This window comes from Plantibacter sp. MDV22-iso1, from assembly GCF_058408345.1.
The window spans coordinates 426,316-442,644 of sequence record NZ_JBZVDY010000003.1 but is presented as its reverse complement, the minus strand read 5'-3'; the positions used below and the strand labels follow the sequence as shown (position 1 = coordinate 442,644).

Sequence of the window (16,329 nt, the reverse complement as noted above, 5' to 3'; positions counted from 1 at the left end):
AGCGTCACACGAGGAGCTGGTGCTTGGCGAGTTCGCGGTAGAGCGGGACTTCGGTCACGAGGTCGCTGTGGGTGCCGACGCCGACCACCCGACCCTCCTCGAGGACGACGATCTGATCGCTGTCGACGACGGTCGAGAGCCGGTGCGCGATGACGATGAGTGTGCGCCCCGTCGCGACCGCGTCGATGGCCTCGCGCATCATCTGCTCGTTGACACCGTCGAGGCTCGAGGTCGACTCGTCCAACAACAGGATCGGGGGAGCCGCGAGGATGGCGCGAGCGATGGCGAGGCGTTGCCGCTCGCCACCCGACAGCATGATGCCGTCCTCGCCGACCGGAGCGGCGAGACCGAGCGGGTTGCGGTCGAGGACCCCGCCGAGGTTGACCGCATGCAGGACGCGCTCGCAGTCGGCGTCGCTCGCATCCGGTGACGACAACAGCAGGTTGTCACGCAGCGTGCCGGCGAGGACCGGGGCGTCCTGTTCCACGTACCCGATCTGGTCCCGGAGGTCGGCGCGGGGGATCGTGCGGATGTCGACGCCGCCCAGCCGGATGGCACCGGCCGTCGGGTCGTAGAACCGTTCGATGAGCCCGAGGATGGTGCTCTTGCCGGCGCCGGACGGTCCGACGAGCGCCGTGCGTCTGCCCTGCATCGCGGCGAAGGACACCCCACGGAGCACCTGACGACCGAGCGCCGACTGCGCCTCGGTGAGCCGGGCGGCGTCGGCGGCGACGACCTCTGGTGCGCTGGTGCCCTCGCTCAGCGCCTCGGTCGCGAGCGCCTCCGCTGCGGCCCGTTCGCGCTCGATGACCGCCGCGTCCGGGTAGGCGAACTCGACCCCGTCGAACTCGATCGCCGGAGCGGACGCTGAGGCGGCCCCGGGACGTCCGACCCGCGCGGCGATGGCCGCGTCGTCGTCGCCCTCGTCGGGCAGGTCGAGGATCTCCTGGATCCGGCCGAGCGCTCCGAGCGCCTGGTTGACGCTCGTGATCGCACCGAAGGCCTGACCGAGCGGCATGATCATCATGAACAGGAAGAGGATGAACGCGACGAGACTCGCGATGGTGATGGCCCCGGACGCGACGCGGAACCCACCGACGCCAAGGACGACCAGGAACGAGGTCTGCATGGCGATGCCGGCGACCGGGACGACCAGCGAGGAGATCTTCGCGATCCGCACGCCCACGCCGTAGACCTCCTTGGCCACGCCGTCCACCGCGTCGATCTCGCGGTCGGTCGCGTTGGACGCGCGGATGGTGCGGATGGAGCTGATGGCCCGCTCGACCGCGGCGGCGAGCTCACCCACCTTGGTCTGCTGCTCGCGGCTGGCGACGCGGATGCGTCCGCTCAGCGCGACGACCACGACGACCGAGAGGACGACGACGAGGAGGGTGAGGCCCAGCAGGACGGGGTCGATGATCGCCATGGCGATGAGTGCGCCGAGGAAGGTGATGGCACCGCCGACGGCGTCCACGAAGCCCTGCGTCAGGACGGCGTAGAGCATGGTCGTGTCGCTGCCGACCCGCGAGACGAGGTCGCCGGTGCGGCGCGTGTCGAACTGGCTGATCGGCAGCCGGAAGATGCGCGCGATCAGCTGGCGCCGGGAGGAGTACACGACTCCGGTGCCTGCACGCTGCAGCAGGTAGTGCTGGTACCCGCTGATGACGCCGGAGACCACGACGAGCCCGACGAGGAGCCACGCCAGGTTGCCGAGCGACCGGCCCGCCTCGACGACCCCGATCACCTGGCTGACGATGAGCGGCTGGGCGAGTGACGCGGCTGCTCCGATGACGCTCAGGATGATGACGACGATGAGGATCGAGCGGTGCTCGAAGATGTACGGCATGAGCTGCTTGAGGCTCGCGCGGGGACCGTCGTCCTTCGGTCGGCTGAACGGGTTGCGGCTGCGTGCCGGGCGCGCTGGGGTGCTCATGGTGCTCTTCCTCCGAGGTGCGGTGCGCGGCTCCGAGACGTCCATGGCGACGGCGCACCGTGGTTCAACTCTAGGCGACGGTCGCACGCGCCGAGCCCGAAGCCGACGCGCCGAGCGCCGACGCAGCAAGGGCCGGTGCGCGGAGGTGTCCTCCACGCACCGGCCCTCGGTGATCGCCTCGATCAGGCGTCGATGTCGACGTCCTTGGTCTCCTTGGAGACGATGAGGGCGACGAGCGTGATCAGGGCCATCACCGAGAGGTAGACGCCGACCCAGAACGGGCTGCCGCCGCCGGCACTCCACAGTGCGACGGCGATGAACGGTGCGACCGCTGCGCCGAGGATCGACGACACGTTGTACGAGATCCCCGACCCGGTGTACCGCACGTTCGTCGGGAACAGCTCGGGCAGCAGGGCGCCCATCGGTCCGAAGGTGAACCCCATGAGGCTGAACCCGATGATGAGCCAGATCATGACCCCGGTGAACCCGGCGCCGAGCAGCGGAACCCAGACGAGCCCGAACACGAGGATCGCGCTCGTCACGACGATGAGCGTCCTCCGGCGTCCGTACTTGTCGGCGAAGGGGCCGGACACGAGCGTGAAGATCCCGAAGAAGACCACGCCGGCGATGAGCATGAGGACGAAGGTCGTGTAGCTGTAGCCGAGGCCGGCGACCGGTGCGTCGAGCGGCGCACGGCCGTAGCTCAGCGAGAACGTCGTCATCAAGTAGAAGAGGACGTAGGTGGCGAGCATGAAGAAGGTGCCGAGGAGCAGCTTGCGCCAGTGCAGCTTGACGACGCTCGCGAGCGGCGACCGCTGCACCTTGCCCTGCTCCTTCGCGTTCGTGAACGCGTTGCTCTCGACGAGGCGGAGTCGGACCCAGAGGCCGACGATCACCATGACGACGGAGAACAGGAACGGGATGCGCCAACCCCACTCGAGGAACGCCTCGGACGGCATGGACGGGTCGTCGCTCGGCAGGATAGCCGCGATGATCAGGAAGAGTCCGTTGGCGATGATGAAGCCGATCGGCGCACCGAGCTGCGGGAACGTGCCGAACAGGGCACGCTTGCCGGTCGGCGCGTTCTCGGTCGCCACGAGGGCGGCACCCGACCATTCGCCGCCGAGCGCGAAGCCCTGTCCGATGCGGAGGATCACGAGCAGCAGCGGGGCGACCCAGCCGACGAGCTGGTAGGTGGGCAGGAGGCCGATGAGGAAGGTCGCGATCCCCATGGTGAGGAGGGCACCGACGAGCGTCGCCTTCCGACCGCGCTTGTCGCCGAGGTGCCCGAAGATGACGGCACCGACGGGGCGTGCCACCATCGCGGCGCCGAACACGGCGAAGGAGGCGAGGAGACCCGCGGTCGGGTACTCACTCGGGAAGAAGAGGTGCGGGAAGACGAGGACGGCGGCCGTCGCGTAGACGTAGAAGTCGTAGAACTCGATCGTCGTGCCGATGAGGCTGGCGAGGACGACACGAGAGCGCGGATTGACCGGGGCCTTGGTGACTGGGGTTGCTTCGAGAGACATGCGTGCGCGTTTCGGTTCGGGAATGGACGCCGTCGAAGCATCAGCACCGGTCGCGCACGCCCGCCGACGACGGCAGGATCAGAGGTTCGCCCGCTTGTGGCAGGACCATGACACTGTACGCCGAAGTGCGGCATTCCGGTATTCGGTTGCCCAGCAGGGCGGATGCCGATACCGGAATGCCGCGTGATGCGACGCGCTCGAGTCAGCCGCGCAGCTCGCGGAGGACGACCGCGGTGGCCACGGCGGCATCGGCGGCCTCCGCCCCCTTGTCCTCCTTCGACCCGGGAAGCCCCGCGCGGTCGAGCCCCTGCTTCTCGTCGTCGAGGGTGAGGACGCCGAAGCCGACGGGCTTGCCCGTCTGGATGCTGACCTGGGTGAGGCCGCTCGTCGCGGCGTCGGAGACGTACTCGAAGTGCGGCGTGCCGCCGCGGATGATCACCCCGAGGGCGACGACCGCATCGGCCCCGGCCTCGAGAGCGGCTTTGGCGACGACCGGGAGCTCGAAGCTCCCGGGGACCCGCACGAGGCGATGGTTGGCACCGCTCGCATCGAGGGCCTTGACGGCTCCGGCGATGAGACCGTCGGTGATGGTCTCGTGCCAGGTGCCGGCGATGACGACGATGTCGAGGCCGGTGCCGTCGACGCTGATGGTTGGGGATCCTTCGCCGCTCATGCGGTCTCCTGTCTTCGTCCCCGAGCGCATCGGGGGTTGGTGGTGTTCCCGCTCCTCGAAGGAATCGAGGGGCGGTGGTGAACTACGGGTGCGGGTGCGGTTCCGGTGCGAGCTCGAAGCCGATGCTGTGGCCCATGCGGTCGCGCTTCGTCTCGAGGTAGCCCTCGTTGAACAGGCCGACGCCGACCACCAGCGGGACGCGCTCGCTCACGGCGATGCCGTGGTTCGTGAGCTGTCGCTCCTTCTCAGGGTTGTTCGAGAGCAGGCGCACGGAGGTGATGCCGAGGTCCGTCAGGATCGCGCTCGCCGCCGTGTAGTCGCGGGCGTCGGCCGGCAGCCCGAGCGCGAGGTTGGCGTCGAGGGTGTCGAGACCGTCCTCCTGCAACCGGTACGCACGCAGCTTGTTGACGAGACCGATGCCGCGCCCCTCGTGCCCACGCAGGTAGACGACGACACCGCCGTGGCGCTGGATGGTGTCGAGGGCGCTGTCGAGCTGCGGACCGCACTCGCACTTGAGCGAGCCGAATGCCTCGCCGGTCAGGCACTCCGAGTGGACGCGCACGAGCGCACCGGTGGCCTGCGGGTCGCCGGCGATGATGGCGACGTGGTCGGCACCGGTCCTGCGGTCGCGGTAGGCGCGCAACCGGAACGAGCCGTGCGTCGTCGGGACGGTCGTCTCCACCTCGAAGGACACGTTCGACGACTCGGGGATGGCCGCCTGGGCGGCGCGTTCCTCGGCGCAGACCGCGGCCGCGTCGGGGTTCTCCTCGAGGAACGCGACGAGCGCGGCGATCGTCGTGACGAGCACGCCCTCCCGCTCGCCGAGCGCGATGAGGCCGGGCAGACGCATCATCTCGCCGTCGTCGGCGACGATCTCGGAGATCGCCCCGACCGGGACGAGCCCCGCGAGCTTCATGAGGTCGACGGCCGCCTCCGTGTGCCCGTCGCGCTCGCGCACCCCGCCGTCGACGGCGCGCAACGGGACGATGTGTCCGGGGCGCGAGAGACTGGCAGGCACGGACGCCGGGTCGGCGAGCACGCGCAGGGTGTGGGCGCGGTCGGCGGCGCTGATGCCGGTGCTGAGCCGGTCGGCCGCGTCGACCGTGACGGTGTACGCGGTGCCTCTGGGGTCCTCGTTGAGCGCGACCATCGGCGGGAGTGCCAGCCGGTCGGCGATCTCGTTCGTCATCGGTGCGCAGATGAATCCGGAGGAGTGCCGGACCGTCCACGCGATCCACTCCTGGGTGGCGGACTCCGCAGCGAGGATCACGTCGCCCTCGTTCTCGCGGCCTTCGTCGTCGGCCACGATGACCGGACGGCCCTGACGGAGTGCCTCGAGGGCCTCCGGGATGCTGGCGATGCTCATACGTTGCCCCTTCCGGTGGCGGTGGTGCCGACCGGGGCCGCGGACTGCGGATCCTGGTCGATGCTGCTGGGGAGTGCCGACTCGAGACGGCTGAAGGCGAGCATGCGCTCGACGTGCCGGGCGAGGATGTCGGTCTCGAGGTTCACACGGTCGCCGGGGACCCGATCGCCGAGCGTCGTCGCGGCCAGCGTCTCGGGGATGAGGGACACCTCGAACCAGGCCTCCGGTGCGTCCGGTGCGCTGATGGCGCTGACGGTGAGCGAGACGCCGTCGACGGTGATCGACCCTTTGTCGACGACGAGCGGCGCGAGTGCCGCGGGGAGCGAGACGCGCACGATGCGCCAAGCCTCGCCGGGCACCGTGGCCAGGACGCTGCCGGTGCCGTCGACGTGCCCTTGGACGATGTGTCCACCGAGGCGGTCACCGACGCGGGCCGCACGTTCGAGGTTGACCGGAGATCCGACCGTGACGCCGTCGAGCGAGCTCATCGCGAGGGTCTGGGCCATGACGTCGGCCGTGAACGTCTCACCGGTCTGCTCGACGACGGTGAGGCAGACACCGCTCACGGCGATGGAGTCCCCGTGCCGGGTGCCCTCGAGGGCGAGCGGGCCACGGACGGTGAAACGTGCCGAGTCGTCGCCGTGGTCGATGGCGACGATGGTGCCGAGTTCTTCGATGATGCCCGTGAACATGGGTGGTCCGTTCTCTGGGGGTCAGGCGGTGAGGTGGTGGGCGGCCGAGGCGGAGGCGCTGCGGTCGGGTGTCGTGATGACGAGGAGGTCGTCGCCGAGTGGTTCGACGCCGACGGTGGTGAGTCGGATCGCTTCGCCGATGCTGTCGACACCGAGGTCGCCGATCGCGAGGCGAGGGCCGCCGAGGAGCACGGGGGCGAGGTAGGTGAGGACCGTGTCGGCGAGTCCTGCGCGGAGGAACGCCGTGGCGATGGTCGGGCCGCCCTCGATGAACACGCTCCGGACGCCCGCGGCGCGGAGCTCGGCGAGCAGCGCGGCCGGATCATGCCCGTGGTGGAGGACGACCGGCCGGGGGTGGCGGTGGACGGCGGCGTCCCGGGGGATCGGGCGATCGCCCATGACGACGGGCAGGGGCTGCTCGGGCAGGAGGTCGCCGCGGTCGTCGCGAGCGGTGAGGCTCGGGTCGTCGGCGAGGACCGTCCCCGTGCCGACGAGGATCGCGTCGTGGGCGGCCCGCCGACGGTGGACGTCGTCGCGTGCGGCATCGCCGGTGATCCAGCGGCTCGTGCCGTCGCTCGCGGCGATCCGCCCGTCGAGACTCGAGGCCCATTTCACGGTGACGAGCGGACGCCCGAGGCGGGCGGTGGTGAGCCAGTCACCGAGGAGGTCCTCCGCCGGTCCGGCGAGCACGCCGCCGATGACGGTCACGCCTCCGTCGCGGAGCCGTTCCGCTCCACCCCCGGAGTGGTGGCCGGGGTCGTCCACGGCGAACACGACGCGCTCGACGCCGGCCTCGAGGAGGGCGACGGCACACGGACCGGTCCGGCCCGTGTGGTTGCACGGTTCCAGGGTGACGACGGCGGTCGCGCCACGGGCCGCCCCGGGCGCGAGGTGGGACAGGGCGTCGACCTCCGCGTGCGGGGTGCCGGCTCCGCGGTGCCAGCCCTCGGCGAGCACGGTGCCGTCGGCGTCGAGGATGACGCAGCCGACGCGGGGGTTGACGCCGCGGGCGGGGCCGTTGGCGGCGAGTTCGAGCGCGCGCAGCATGGCCTGCTCCTCGCGGACACTCGCCCGCGGTGCTTCGGTTCCTGCGCTCATCTGTCCGTCATCTCGGTCGGTACTGACACGAGTTCCGGGGTCGCGGGCAGGTGCTCGCCGGCGTCGACCATCGGCCGACGCCCGTGCTTCCTTCCATCCGGACTCGAACGCCGTCTGCGAGCAGACGCGTTCATAACCGTCGGTCCTGGAGTTCCACCAGGTCAACCGGGGCTCGCTTGCGCGAGACACGGGTCGCGGACTATCACCGCCGGTTCGGACTCTCACCGACCCCGGAGCACGTTACGTGTTGTCGATTCTAGGTCAACGGGCTGAGTGGGTGCCCTATTCCCGGTTCGGATGACGCCCGGTTGCAGCGCCTGAAGCGGCCGGGGTCAGCGCTGGGCGTCGTGCTGATCGATCGCCGCGCGGGCGGTTCCCTCGTCGACCACGAGGTCGGAGATGAGCCCTCCCGCCAACGCCCCGAGGAGCGGCGGCACCTTGGCGGCACCGGCGACCACGCAGATCCGACGGGAGACCCCGCGCAGCACGTCGAGGTCGGGTCCGGATGCGCGGTTGTTGAAGGGGATGTCCCGCCACGAACCGTCGGCGCGGAAGAAGACGGTCGCGACGTCCCCGACCGCCCCGGCGCTCGCGAGCGCCTCGAAGTCGCTGTCGTCGAGGTAGCCGCCGACGTACACGTGGCTGGGTACGCCCGAGAGCTGCGAACCGAGACCGAACAGCGCGACGTCCATGCGCCGTTGGATCTCGAGCACGCGTCGGATGCTGCGCTCCCGCCACAGGGCGAGCTTGGTCGACGGGTCGTCGAAGAAGGCCGGCACCGCGAACTGCTGCGCGTAGGCCCCGTAGGCGTCCGCGTACCGATGCAGGATCTCACTCGCGTAGAGGATGCCCGAGGTGCGCGTGTTGGCCGCACCGTTCAGCTGGACGATCTGCGAGTTGTGGGTCCGCTTGGGGGTGAGGTGCCTCGCCACCGCACTCACGGTCGAGCCCCATGCCAGGCCGAGCGTCATGTTCGAGTCGAACACGGAGCCGAGAAAACGTGCAGCCGAGAGGGCGACCCGCTCCAGACGGTCGATGTCGCTCGTGTGGTCGGGGACCGGGACGATGTGGGCGGTCACGCCGAACCGGTCGCGGAACTCCGCTTCGAGCCGCGACGGCATGTCGTGCGGGGAGCGCACCTGGATGTCGACGAGCCCGCTTTCCCGCGCATATCCGAGCAGGCGGGACACCGACGACCGGGAGGTGTGGAGCTCCTGGGCGATGGCCTCCATGGTGAGGTCCTGCACGTAATACAGCTGTGCGGCACGGAGCGCCTCGGCCGTCCGGTCCGGCTGGCTGAGCGCGTCTGCGAGCGACATCGGGTCTCCTTGCACGTTTGTTCACTAGGGCTGTTCAGAGTTGCAGCGGGTGTCACGATGTATTCAGTCACATCATTCAGCGGCGCGCAATCCCGGCAGCGTCGCGTTCCAACCGCGAAGAAGCGAGGCATCTCATGTCCCTCAAGTCGTCAGCTCCCCGTTCCACCGTTCAGTCCGTCATCGACCGCCCGCAGGCGTCGGTGCTCATCATCGGCGGCGGTATCAACGGCATCGCGACCTTCCGCGACCTGGCGCTCCAGGGCGTCGACGTCACGCTCGTGGAACGCAACGACTGGGCCTCCGGCGCCTCCGCCGCGTCGAGTCACATGATCCACGGCGGCATCCGGTACCTCGAGAACGGCGAGTTCCGCCTCGTCCAGGAGTCGGTGCAGGAGCGCAACGGGCTCATCAAGATCGCCCCGCACTACGTGAAGCCGCTCGAGACCACGGTCCCGATCTTCTCGACCTTCTCCGGCATCCTCTCCGCACCGTTGCGCTTCCTCACCCACAAGCAGGGCAAGCCGCAGGAGCGTGGCGCGCTGCTCATCAAGGTCGGCCTCACCGCGTACGACTCCTTCTCCCGTGACGGGGGCAGCGTGCCGCGTCACCGCTTCCACGGCCGCAAGAAGTCCCTCGCCGACCTGCCGAAGATGAACCCGGGCCTCAAGTACACGGCGACCTACTACGACGCCTCCATGCACGACCCGGAGCGCCTCGCGCTCGACGTCCTCATGGACGGCCTCGCCGCCGGCCCGCACGCCCGCGCCGTCAACTACGTCGAGGCGGTCGGCATGGGTGCCGACGGCGTCGAGCTCCGCGACACGGTCACCGGCCAGACCTTCACCGTGACCAGCGACGTCGTGGTCAACACCTCCGGCCCCTGGACCGACCTCACGAACGCCGGCCTCGGCGAGCCGACGACCTACATGGGCGGCACGAAGGGCTCGCACATCGTCCTCGACAACCCGGAGCTCTACGCGGCAACCAAGGGGCGCGAGATCTTCTTCGAGCACGAGGACGGCCGCATCGTCCTCATCTACCCGCTCAAGGGCAAGGTCATGGTCGGCACGACCGACATCGACGCCGACCCGAGCACCCCGAGCGTCTGCACCGAGGAGGAGGTCGACTACTTCTTCGACCTCGTGAAGCACGTCTTCCCGACCATCGCGACCTCGCGTGAGCAGATCGTCTACCGGTTCTCCGGCATCCGCCCGCTGCCGAAGCACGACGACGAGGCCCCCGGCTTCGTGTCGCGCGACTACCGGATCGAGCGCCGGGCCGCCGCTGCACGTCCGTCCACCACCGTGTTCAGCCTCGTCGGTGGCAAGTGGACCACCTTCCGGGCCCTCGCCGAGCACCTCAGCACTGACGTGCTCAACACCATCGGAGCCCCGCGCCCCGTGGAGACCCTCGGACTCGCGATCGGTGGCGGCGCAGGCTTCCCGCGCACCGACGCCGCGACGCGCACCTGGGTCGCCGCGCACGAGGACGGCACCGGCGCCAAGCGCGCCGAGCAGCTGCTGGGCCGGTACGGCACGAAGGCCGCCGCACTCCTCGAGCACCTGTCCGAGCACGGCGATGACCGCTTGCAGGGCGATGCCTACTACAGCGTGCAGGAGCTGGAGTACCTCGTCGAGCAGGAGCAGGTCGTGCACCTCTCCGACGTGCTGCACCGCCGCACGAGCCTCGCGTTCACCGGATCGCTGACCGCCGGCCTCGTCGACGAGATCGCCCGCGTCGTCGGCGGTGTCCTCGGGTGGGACGACGCCGAACGGACCGCGCAGATCTCCGCAGCGCTCGACCGCCTGCGCGACGCCCACCAGGTCGACCTCCGGGTCGACGCCGCTAAGGAGGCCCCGGCGTTCTCATAATGCACGAATGTGCAGGCAAGGCCCTTGTCCTGTGCAACAGGAGCTGGCTACCTTACAAACAACTGGTCAGTGCAACCTCGCCCAGCGGGGGCTCGCGCCTCGGCGTCGGCCCCCACACGGCCACACCTATGAAAGGTCAATGAAGACATGAACCTCGGAACCATCTTCCTCTCCGAGACCGTGGGGACGGCGATGCTCGTCCTGCTCGGTACCGGTGTGGTCGCCACGGCGATCCTCACGAAATCCAAGGGCCTCGGTGGCGGCTGGCTGCTGATCAACTTCGGTTGGGGCCTCGCGGTCTTCGCCGGCGTCACGGTGTCCTACGCCTCCGGCGGACACCTGAACCCCGCCGTCACGATCGGCTTCCTCACCACGGGGTCGATCGACTTCGGTACGGCGCTCGTCTACTGGGCGGCGCAGATGGTCGGTGCCTTCATCGGTGCCGTGCTGACGTACTTCGCCTTCAAGCAGCACTTCGACCAGGAGGAGGACCCGGGCAAGAAGCTCGGCGTCTTCTCGACCGGTCCGGAGATCCGCAGCTACGGCTGGAACCTCGTCACCGAGGTCATCGCGACCTTCGTCCTCGTCTTCGTCGTGATGTCCTTCGGCAAGACCGGCCCCGACGCGGTGGTCATCGAGGGCGTGCCCGGAGGACTCGCAGCCCTGGGCGCCCTCCCCGTCGCCCTGCTCGTCGTCGGTATCGGAGCCTCCCTCGGTGGCCCGACCGGCTACGCGATCAACCCGGCACGTGACCTCGGTCCGCGCATCGCCCACGCCCTCCTCCCCATCAAGGGCAAGGGCAAGAGCGACTGGTCCTACGCCTGGGTGCCGGTCGTCGGTCCTCTGCTCGGTGGTGTCCTCGCGGCCCTCGCCTCGATGGTGCTGCTCCCGGCCGTCTGACCTGACGCTGCGGCGGTGACCGGACACGATCATCGCCGCGGCACCCCGGGGCACCGGTTCCGGTGCCTCACCTCGCAACGCACGCAACGAAGGAGTATCCAATGGCGGACTACGTCATCGCAATCGACCAGGGGACGACGAGTTCCCGGGCCATCGTCTTCGACAAGAGCGGATCGATCGTCTCGACGGGCCAGCTCGAGCACGAGCAGATCTTCCCGAAGGCCGGCTGGGTCGAGCACAACCCGAACCAGATCTGGAACAACACCCGCGAGGTCATCGGCCAGGCGCTCAGCAAGGCCAACATCACCAGGCACGCCATCGCGGCCATCGGCATCACGAACCAGCGCGAGACCGCCGTCGTCTGGGACAAGACCACCGGTCAGCCCGTCTACAACGCGATCGTCTGGCAGGACACGCGCACGCAGGACATCGTGAACCGCCTCGCTGCGGACGGTGGCGTCGAGCGCTTCAAGAAGACCGTCGGCCTGCCGCTGGCGACCTACTTCTCCGGCACCAAGATCGTCTGGATCCTCGAGAACGTCGAGGGTGCTCGCGAGAAGGCCGAGGCGGGCGACCTCCTGTTCGGCACGACCGACAGCTGGGTCATCTGGAACCTCACCGGTGGTGTCAACGGCGGCGTGCACGTCACGGACGTCACCAACGCCTCGCGCACGCTCTTCATGGACCTCGAGACCCTGCAGTGGGACGACGAGATCCTCAAGGCGTTCGGTGTCCCGAAGTCGATGCTCCCGGAGATCAAGAGCTCTTCCGAGGTCTACGGCCACGCGTCCGACGACAGCCTCCTCCGCGAGACGCCGATCGCCGGCATCCTCGGCGACCAGCAGGCGGCGACCTTCGGTCAGGCCGCGTTCCAGCAGGGCGAGGCCAAGAACACCTACGGCACCGGTAACTTCATCATCTTCAACACCGGTGAGGAGATCGTCCACTCCGAGAACGGTCTGCTGACGACGCTCGGCTACAAGCTCGGTGACGCGAAGCCGCACTACGCGCTCGAGGGTTCGATCGCCGTGACCGGTTCGCTCGTCCAGTGGCTGCGCGACAACCTCGGCATGTTCTCCTCCGCTCCCGAGGTCGAGGCGCTCGCCAAGACCGTCGAGGACAACGGTGGCGCGTACTTCGTGCCGGCGTTCTCCGGGCTGTTCGCGCCGTACTGGCGTCCGGACGCCCGCGGTGCGCTCGTCGGGCTCACCCGGTACGTCAACAAGGGCCACATCGCCCGGGCCGCCCTCGAGTCGACGGCGTTCCAGACGGCAGAGGTCATCGACGCCGTCAACGCCGACTCCGGTGTCCCGCTGACGGAGCTCAAGGTCGACGGCGGCATGACCGCCAACGACACGCTCATGCAGTTCCAGGCCGACATCCTCGGTGTCCCGGTCATCCGACCGGTCGTCGCGGAGACCACGGCGCTCGGCGCGGCCTACGCGGCCGGTCTCGCCGTCGGCTTCTGGTCCGACCTCGACGACCTCGCGAAGAACTGGCAGGAGGACAAGCGCTGGGAGCCCAACATGGACTCCGCAGAGCGCGACCGCCTCTATCGCAACTGGAAGAAGGCCGTCACGAAGACCTTCGACTGGGTCGACGACGACGTGCAGTAGTCACGACCGACCGGAACGGCCCGTCCTCCTCGCGGAGGGCGGGCCGTTCTGTCGTCCGTCCTCGCTCGGCCCCGAAGGGTGCATTTGCGCAGAACTCCTGCAGTTTGAGGACCGGCATGGGAACAACCGCGCCATTCCGCCTGCCCGCGCCGACCGGTCCTGTCAGGCGCAGGAGTTCTGCGCAGACGAACTGCTCCCGCAAGACTCGCTCCGAGCCCCATCTCGTCGAGATGGGTGTCCCATCTGCGCACAACTCCTGCTCGTCGCTGCTGCGGTGCCTCCCTGGGGCCGATCCTGGGCGTCGGCCAGTGGCCAGCAGGAGTTGTGAACCATGCGCGACGGTGAAGCCCCGGCCGTGACCCTCCTCCACAGGGTTCCGGCAGTCCTCGACCGACGGTGAAGCCATCGCTCGTGACCGCCCGCTCGACCGGTGCCCCAACCATCGATGGATGGACAGCGCATCTTCTGGTCACACGATCTTCGCCCGCTCGACGCTTCTCGAGGAGGGGATGCGACCGCGTGAGATCACCCAGGCTGTGCGCGACGGAACGATCGTTCGCGTGCGGCGCGATCGATACGCGCTCCCCGGAGTGCACGATGATATCCGTGCCGCAGTGCGCATCGGGGGGAGGCGAGCATGCCTGTCCACCCTGGCCGCCCGTGGTGTGTTCGTGTTCGACGCCACCCGGGTCCATGTGCATGTGGACCGCAGCGCCTCACGACTTCGCGGACCGCGGGCGGAGGACCGACGGCTGGCTACCAGCGATCGACGGGAGTTCAGCCTCCACTCGAGACCGCTTGACCAGCCGTGCGGCACGTTCGACTGCGACGTGTCGATCATCGACGCACTGGCCCAGTCCATCCGGTGCCAGGCGCCGCGTATGGCACTTGCGACGCTCGACAGCGCGGTCCATCTCGGGTTGGTCGATGAACCTGACCTCCGTCGAGTCTTCGCCCTGGTGCCCGAACGCTTTCGTGCGCTCATGGCGTTGATCGATGGACGCGCCGAGTCAGGTCCGGAGACACTCCTGCGCTTGATCGTCCGCAGCCTCGGTCTGTCGTACGAGGTGCAGCCCCGCCTGGCGGAGGGTGGACGCGGTGATCTCCTGGTGGCTGAGTCGTTGTTGATCGAGGTCGACAGTCGAGCCCATCATGAGGGGTGGTCGCACGCCGTCTCAGACCGCACCCGTGACCTCAGAGCCGCCTCGCGCGGGCTGACGACGTTGCGACCGCTCTACCAGCATGTGGTGTCCGAGCCCGGCCTCGTTGCGGCGGCCATCACCGGTCTGATCGGGGAGGTGCGCACAACTCCTGCCCACCGCGCGGGCACTTCGCGGGCTGCGCGCTGAATGCGGCGGGCGCGGGCTTGCGGACAGCGACGAGCAGGAGTTGCGAACGGACGGCGGGATCAGGCGGGGCGGAGGAGTCCGACGCGGTCGTAGACCTCGGCGAGGGTCTGCTCGGCGACCTCGGTCGCGCGCGCGGCGTTGACCGCGAGCAGGCGGTCGAGCTCGGCGGGGTCGTCGAGGAGCTCGAGCGCGCGCGCACGGACCGGCTCGAGTTCGCCGACGACGACTTCGGCGAGGCCCTTCTTGAGGTCGCCGTAGCCACGACCCTCGAACTCGCCGACGACGGCCTCGATGGGGGAGCCGGTGATCGCGGAGTAGATGCTCAGCAGGTTCGAGACACCGGGCTTCTCCTGTGCGTCGAAGGCGATGACGCCGTCGTTGTCGGTGACCGCACGCATGATCTTCTTCTGCGTGACCTTCGGCTCGTCGAGCAACCAGATGATCCCCGCCGGGGTCTCGGCGGACTTCGACATCTTCGACGTCGGGTTCTGGAGGTCGTAGATGCGCGCGGAGTCCTTCTGGATCTGCGCCTTCGGGACGACGAAGGTGTCGCCGAAGCGGGCGTTGAACCGCTCGGCGAGGTCGCGCGTGAGCTCGATGTGCTGTCGCTGGTCGTCGCCGACCGGCACGATGTCGGTCTGGTAGAGCAGGATGTCGGCCGCCATGAGGATCGGGTAGGCGAAGAGACCGACCGACGAGGCGTCGCGCCCGTGCTTAGCCGACTTGTCCTTGAACTGCGTCATGCGCGCGGCCTCGCCCATGCCGGTGATCGTGTTCAGCACCCAGGCGAGCTGTGCGTGCGCCGGGACGTGCGACTGCACGTACAGGGTCGAGGCCGAGGGGTCGATGCCTGCGGCGATGTACTGGGCGGCCGTGCGGCGGGTCTTCTCGCGGAGCTCGGCGGGGTCCTGCGGCACCGTGATCGCGTGCAGGTCGACGATGCTGAAGAAGGCGTCGTGCTCCTGCTGCATCTGCTTCCACTGCAGGAGGGCGCCGATGTAGTTGCCGAGGTGGAGCGAATCGGCGGAGGGCTGCATGCCGGAGTACAGGCGTGGCTTGGTCATGTGGGTTCTCGCAGAGGGATGAGCGGCCGGAGCCGGGGCACGGGTGGTCTGGGTGGTGTGGTGCCGGTGGTCAGACGGCGTAGTCGACGACGACGGGGGCGTGATCGGACCATCGCTGGTCGTATGCCGCAGCCCGGTCGATCGTGTAACCGGACGCGAGGGCTGCGAGCTCGGGAGTGGCGAGCTGATAGTCGATGCGCCAGCCGGTGTCGGTGTCGAAGGCCTGGCCGCGCTGGGACCACCAGGTGTAGGGACCAGGGACCTGGCCGGCGGACTGACGCCCGATGTCGACCCAGCCGAGGCCGGTGCCGGTCACGCCGTCGACGCCCGTCACCGGCTCGCCCGCCGGGCCGAGGTAGCGGTCGAAGTAGGACCGTTCGGCGGGCAGGAAGCCGGCACGCTTGACGTTGCCCTTCCAGTTCTTGATGTCGAGCTCGGTGTGGCCCACGTTGAGGTCGCCGACGACGAGGGACAGCGGGTTGTGCTCGCGCAGTGCGGGCAGCCGCTCGAGCATCGCCTCGAGGAAGCGGAACTTCTCGACCTGCTTGGGGGTGTCGACCTCGCCGGAGTGGACGTAGGTGCTCACGACCGTGACGAGGGTGCCGTCGATGTCGAAGTCGGCCTCGATCCAACGACCCGCGCTGTCGAAGTCGTCGGCTCCGAGGGCGACGCGGTGGATGCCCGCCGATCGACGGCTGACGATCGCGACACCTGCGCGCCCCTTGGCGGTCGCGGCATCGTGCAGGATGTTCCACTCCGGTCCGAACAGTGTCTCGAGGTCGCTCGTCGCGGCGCGGACCTCCTGCAGGGCGAGGATGTCGACCCCGCGGTCTTCGAGCCAGTCGCCCATCCCTTTGCGGAAGGCCGCGCGGACTCCGTTGACGTTGACACTGGCGATGCGGAGGGGTGCAGACATGCC

General features: G+C 69.0%; 13 protein-coding genes and 1 riboswitch. Of the genes, 4 read left to right on the top strand and 9 right to left on the bottom strand.

Features of this window, described 5'->3' with window-relative positions:
• Positions 1-4: 4 nt before the first annotated feature.
• The 7 genes from AC4PMY_RS16830 to AC4PMY_RS16800 form a co-directional block, all read right to left on the bottom strand.
• Positions 5-1,933: an ABC transporter ATP-binding protein gene (locus AC4PMY_RS16830; RefSeq protein WP_491623242.1), complete on the bottom strand. Its 1,929-nt coding sequence runs from the start codon at positions 1,931-1,933 to the stop codon at positions 5-7.
• Between the two features lie 182 nt (positions 1,934-2,115).
• A complete protein-coding gene (locus AC4PMY_RS16825; RefSeq protein WP_491623241.1) occupies positions 2,116-3,462 on the bottom strand; it encodes an MFS transporter in 1,347 nt (448 codons plus the stop codon).
• Between the two features lie 202 nt (positions 3,463-3,664).
• Positions 3,665-4,135, bottom strand: a complete 471-nt coding sequence (gene ribH, locus AC4PMY_RS16820) for a 6,7-dimethyl-8-ribityllumazine synthase (RefSeq protein WP_064294813.1) — start codon at positions 4,133-4,135, stop codon at positions 3,665-3,667.
• An 82-nt stretch (positions 4,136-4,217) separates the two neighbouring features.
• Complete coding sequence (gene ribA, locus AC4PMY_RS16815) at positions 4,218-5,501, bottom strand: GTP cyclohydrolase II (protein ID WP_491623240.1); 1,284 nt, start codon at positions 5,499-5,501, stop codon at positions 4,218-4,220.
• Positions 5,498-6,193, bottom strand: a complete 696-nt coding sequence (locus AC4PMY_RS16810) for a riboflavin synthase (protein ID WP_491623239.1) — start codon at positions 6,191-6,193, stop codon at positions 5,498-5,500. The genes ribA and AC4PMY_RS16810 overlap by 4 nt, the downstream gene beginning before the upstream one ends.
• 21 nt (positions 6,194-6,214) lie before the next feature.
• A complete protein-coding gene (ribD, locus tag AC4PMY_RS16805; protein WP_064294815.1) occupies positions 6,215-7,291 on the bottom strand; it encodes a bifunctional diaminohydroxyphosphoribosylaminopyrimidine deaminase/5-amino-6-(5-phosphoribosylamino)uracil reductase RibD in 1,077 nt (358 codons plus the stop codon).
• An 80-nt stretch (positions 7,292-7,371) separates the two neighbouring features.
• Positions 7,372-7,533, bottom strand: a riboswitch (FMN riboswitch).
• Positions 7,534-7,623: 90 nt separating this feature from the next.
• Positions 7,624-8,610, bottom strand: coding sequence for a sugar-binding transcriptional regulator (locus AC4PMY_RS16800; RefSeq protein WP_064294816.1), 987 nt, complete (start codon positions 8,608-8,610; stop codon positions 7,624-7,626).
• A gap of 134 nt (positions 8,611-8,744) precedes the next feature.
• Between AC4PMY_RS16800 and AC4PMY_RS16795 the strand changes: the two genes are divergently transcribed.
• The 4 genes from AC4PMY_RS16795 to AC4PMY_RS16780 all read left to right on the top strand — a co-directional run bounded on the left by AC4PMY_RS16795 (position 8,745) and on the right by AC4PMY_RS16780 (position 14,346).
• Entirely contained in the window at positions 8,745-10,481 is a 1,737-nt protein-coding gene (locus AC4PMY_RS16795; RefSeq protein WP_491623238.1) for a glycerol-3-phosphate dehydrogenase/oxidase, read from the top strand.
• A gap of 147 nt (positions 10,482-10,628) precedes the next feature.
• Complete coding sequence (locus AC4PMY_RS16790) at positions 10,629-11,381, top strand: MIP/aquaporin family protein (RefSeq protein WP_079002885.1); 753 nt, start codon at positions 10,629-10,631, stop codon at positions 11,379-11,381.
• 101 nt (positions 11,382-11,482) lie between these two features.
• The gene (glpK, locus tag AC4PMY_RS16785) at positions 11,483-12,997 is read left to right on the top strand and encodes a glycerol kinase GlpK (protein ID WP_064294818.1); all 1,515 of its coding nucleotides are present in this window, start codon (positions 11,483-11,485) and stop codon (positions 12,995-12,997) included.
• 449 nt (positions 12,998-13,446) lie between these two features.
• The gene (locus AC4PMY_RS16780; RefSeq protein WP_491623237.1) at positions 13,447-14,346 is read left to right on the top strand and encodes a hypothetical protein; all 900 of its coding nucleotides are present in this window, start codon (positions 13,447-13,449) and stop codon (positions 14,344-14,346) included.
• Between the two features lie 59 nt (positions 14,347-14,405).
• Here the strand turns inward: AC4PMY_RS16780 and trpS are convergent, their stop codons facing one another.
• A complete protein-coding gene (gene trpS / locus AC4PMY_RS16775; protein ID WP_079002883.1) occupies positions 14,406-15,410 on the bottom strand; it encodes a tryptophan--tRNA ligase in 1,005 nt (334 codons plus the stop codon).
• Between the two features lie 70 nt (positions 15,411-15,480).
• Positions 15,481-16,326 (bottom strand): exodeoxyribonuclease III, encoded by an 846-nt coding sequence (locus AC4PMY_RS16770; protein WP_064294819.1) that lies wholly within the window; start codon positions 16,324-16,326, stop codon positions 15,481-15,483.
• Between the last annotated feature and the right edge of the window lie 3 nt (positions 16,327-16,329).